The sequence below is a fragment of the Dietzia sp. DQ11-44 genome (genome assembly GCF_014145205.1).
Taxonomy (GTDB): domain Bacteria; phylum Actinomycetota; class Actinomycetes; order Mycobacteriales; family Mycobacteriaceae; genus Dietzia; species Dietzia natronolimnaea.
This window is the reverse complement of sequence record NZ_JAALEC010000180.1, coordinates 1-3,920: the sequence shown is the minus strand read 5'-3', so window position 1 is coordinate 3,920 and position 3,920 is coordinate 1. Positions and strand designations below refer to the sequence as shown.

The following is a 3,920-nucleotide window of genomic DNA, read 5'->3' as shown; positions in this document are numbered from 1 at the left end:
TGAGCCACGGCACGCTCGGGGGTCCGGAACGGGACTGCCAGACCAGGTCGTGATCGTCGACCCCGGCCGCGCGGGCCACCAACCGCGACGCCTCGGCGACCTGACGGCTGTAGAGACGACCTCCGAGCGCGGGCGGACCCGCGACGGCGTCCGCCGCCTCGGGGACCGAGTGCGCGGTGAAGACGACGCGGGCTCCCGGCGCCGCCGCTTCCCGGGCGGCGCGGAGATCGGACGCGAACCGCTCGATGAACAGGGGATGGTCGTAGAACTGTCGCAGGCGGACCATCGAGGGCGCACCGGGGACCTGCTCGCGCGCGCGGGCGATGTCCTCCTGGTACTGCGCACAGCCGGAGTAGCCGCCCCACGCGGAGGTGGCGAACACCGCCGCGGTCCGGACGCCGTCCGCGGTCATCTGCCGGACCGTCTCCTCGATCATCGGGGTCCAGTTGCGGTTCCCGAAGTACACCGGCAGGTCCCTGCCGCTGCGGGCGAGCTCCTCCTCGACGTGCGCGATGATCTCACGGTTGAGGTCGTTGATCGGGCTGCGGCCACCCAGCTGTCGGTAGTGGGTGGCGACCTCCTCGAGTCGCGCCGCCGGGATCCCGCGCCCGCGGGTGACGTTCTCGAGGAAGGGAATGACGTCCTCCTGACCCTCGGGCCCGCCGAAGGACAGGACGAGGAGGGCGTCCACGGGCCCGGTCACCTCGAGCTCACCATCGGTCATCTGTGGTTCTCCTGTCCGCTGAAGGAGACGGTGCCGGCTCCACCGTCTGCATAGATCACTGTTCCCGTGGTGGCGGGCATGAGGTCCGAGAGCAGCGCCACCGCGGTGGTCGCCACCGCGGTGGGGTCGTTCACGTCCCACCCCAGGGGGGCGCGCCTGGCCCACTCGTCCTGCATCTGGTCCAGTTCTCCGCCGGGACCGAGCGCGTCTCCGGCGATGGCTTTGGCCGCGAGGGTCTTGACGGGGCCGGCGGCGATGAGGTTGGACCGCACGCCCTCCGGGCCGAGTTCTCGGGCCACGTAGCGGTTGACCGCCTCCAGGGCGTTCTTGGCCACGGACATCCAGTTGTAGAAGGGCATGGAGAACCGCGGGTCGAAGTCCAGTCCGATGATCGACGCGCCGAGGTTGAGCAGGGGGCGCACGGCCCTGGCGAGGGACGCGTACGAATAGGCGGAGACCTCCACGGCGACGGAGACGTCCTTCCAGGGCGCGTCGAGGAACGGGTCGCCGAGGCAACTGGGCGGCGCGAACCCGATGGAGTGCACCACCCCGTCGAGCGACTCGGCGTGTTCTCTCACCCTGCCCTCGAGCGCCGCGAGGTCCTCCTCGCTCTGCACGTCCAGTTCGATCACCGCAGGCCTGTCGGGCAGTCGCTTCGAGATCGCCCGCACCAGCGACGGCCGGCCGAACGCGGTGAGGATGACGGTGGCGCCGTGGAGCTGACAGTGCTTGGCGATGTGGAAGGCGATCGAGGCGTCGGTGATCACCCCGGTGACGAGGATGGTCTTGCCCGAGAGGATCCCGGTGCGGGTGTTCTCGCTCATGGTCAGTGCCCCATTCCCATACCGCCGTCGACGGGCAGGACGGCACCCGAGATGTAGCCGGCGTCGTCCCCCGCGAGGAAGCTGACGGCCCCCGCCACGTCGTCGGCGCTGCCCTTCCGGCCGAGCGGGATGGCCGCCACGGCGAGGGCCTGCGTCTTGTCGTCCAGCCCGGCGGTCATGTCGGTGTCGATGAACCCGGGGGCCACGACGTTGGCCGTGATGTTGCGTGAGCCGAGTTCCCGGGTCAGTGAGCGGGCCATCCCGATGAGGCCGGCCTTCGACGAGGCGTAGTTGACCTGGCCCGCGGTGCCCGACTGGGCGACCACCGATCCGATGAAGATGAGTCGGCCGAACCTGGCGCGCAGCATCCCCCGGGAGGCCCTTCTGGCCACCCGGAACGCGCCGGACAGGTTCGCCTCGACGACCCGGGTGAACTGCTCGTCCTTCATCCGCATCAGGAGGGTGTCGTCGGTGATCCCGGCGTTGGACACCACCACCTCGACCGGGCCGTACTCGGCCTCGACCGCGGTGAACGCCGCGTCGACGGAGTCGGGGTCGGTGACGTCACACCGGACTCCGAACAGGCCGTCGGGCGCACCGGACCCTCGATGGGTCACCGCCACCCGGTGGCCGTCGGCGGCGAGTCGTTCGGCCACGGCGCGTCCGATGCCGCGGTTGCCCCCGGTCACCAGGACCGTCCGGGGGGTGGGGGTGGGCGTGCTGTCGGGAACCATGTGCACCAACCTATCGAACCGTCACGGGTGACCCGGTGGGGGTGCGCGGACCCGTCACGGGATGCGGCGGTGTGCCACCAGGGATCCGGCTGCGGCGAGCATCGCCAGCAGGGACCCGATCACGAGCCACGGCCGCGAGGCGTCGGCCTTCTTCCACTCGAACCCGATCTGTTCCTCGAGGGTGCGGTAGACGGAGTCGAGCTCCTCCAGGCTGGAGGCGGTGAAGAAGTCACCCCCCGAGATCTCGGCGATGGTGCGCAACGAGGCGTCGTCGACGGGGACGGGCTGCGGGCGACCCTGGATGTCCACTGTCCCGTAGAGGGTGCCGAAGGAGATGGTCGAGATCGGGATGCCGGCCTCCTCGGCGCGCTCGGCGGCGGTGAAGGCCCCGCGCTCCTCGGTCGGGTCCGCGGGGACGGTCTCCTTGCCGTCGGAGAGCAGCACGATACGGGCCGGCGGCGCCTGGTCGGTGCCACCGAGGCTCTCGGTGAACGTCGTGACGGCCTGGGTGGCGGTGTAGATCGCCTCGCCGGTCGCGGTCCTCTCGTCCAGCCGGAGTCGCTCGACGGCGCGGACCACGGGTCCCCGATCGGTGGTGGGTGCCACGAGCATCGAGGCCGTTCCGGCGTAGGAGACCAGTCCCAGGTTGACGCCCGGGGTGAGGTTGTTGGCGAACGTGGTGGCGGCCTGCTGCGCGGCCTCCAGGCGGGAGGGTGACACGTCCGTGGATTCCATGGACAGTGACACGTCGACGACGAGCATGACCGTCGCGCGGTTCCGCGGCACCTTCTGTTCCTTCTGCGGCCCGGACAGCGCCACCACCAGGGCGAGCAGCGACAGGATGAGCAGCACCGCGGGGACGTGGGTGAACCAGCGTCGACCGCCACGGTCGACGGTCCGCAGGACGCCGAAGTTGCCGAAGCGCACGGTCCTGCGCCTCTTGGATCGCAGCGCGATCACGTATCCGATCGCGAGGGCCAGTGGCACGACCACCAGGACCAGCCACAGCGGGTGCTGGAACTCCGACAGGCTCATCGGTGCGTTCCTCCCGGTGTCGGATGGTCGTCGGGCAGGTCCCTGACGAGGTTCTCCCCGGTGGGCAGGCCACCCTGGCGGCGTGCGCCGACGAAGTCGATCACGTCCCTGATCCAGTCCCGGTCGGTCCGCAGGGCGAGGACCGGGGCGCCACAGCGGCGTAGGGCTGCGTGGACCTCCGCGCGATGGGAGTCCGCGGCCCGGCGGTAGTCGGCGGCGAGGGCGTCGTCGACGTCCAGTTCGAGCACCTCGCCGGTGGCCGGGTCCTGGAGCAGTGCGGCGCCCACCGCGGGAAGTGCGATGTCGAGGGGGTCGGCCGTGTGCACGGCGAGGAACTCGTGCCGGGCCCCCAGGACGCGCAGGGACCGTTCCCAGTCGACGTCGGCGAGGAAGTCCGAGATCACCACCACCAGTCCGTGCCGTCGGGCGGCGTTCCGGGCGGCGCGGAGTGCGTCGTCGAGGGTCCCACCGGGAGAGACCCGGGCGGGGGCGCGGGTGACCTCCTCGAGGAGCCGCCTGACGTGGTCGCGCCCGCTCGTGGCCCGGAGGACCCGGGGCCGCCCGGCGCCGGTGAGGACCATGCCGACACGACTGCCACCCCCG

General features: G+C 71.2%; 4 protein-coding genes and 1 pseudogene. All 5 read right to left on the bottom strand.

What is annotated here, in order from left to right:
• Positions 1-724: ferrochelatase (locus tag G6018_RS05615; protein WP_182639086.1), on the bottom strand; the 724-nt coding region annotated here is incomplete at its 3' end.
• A complete protein-coding gene (gene inhA / locus G6018_RS05610; protein WP_182639084.1) occupies positions 721-1,548 on the bottom strand; it encodes an NADH-dependent enoyl-ACP reductase InhA in 828 nt (275 codons plus the stop codon). The genes G6018_RS05615 and inhA, both read right to left, overlap by 4 nt.
• A gap of 2 nt (positions 1,549-1,550) precedes the next feature.
• On the bottom strand, positions 1,551-2,282 hold the full coding sequence (gene fabG1 / locus G6018_RS05605) for a 3-oxoacyl-ACP reductase FabG1 (RefSeq protein WP_182639083.1): 732 nt from the start codon (positions 2,280-2,282) through the stop codon (positions 1,551-1,553).
• Positions 2,283-2,336: 54 nt separating this feature from the next.
• Entirely contained in the window at positions 2,337-3,317 is a 981-nt protein-coding gene (locus tag G6018_RS05600; RefSeq protein WP_182639080.1) for a VWA domain-containing protein, read from the bottom strand.
• A pseudogene (locus tag G6018_RS05595) lies at positions 3,314-3,920 on the bottom strand (DUF58 domain-containing protein); the annotation flags it as partial. The gene G6018_RS05600 and the pseudogene G6018_RS05595, both read right to left, overlap by 4 nt.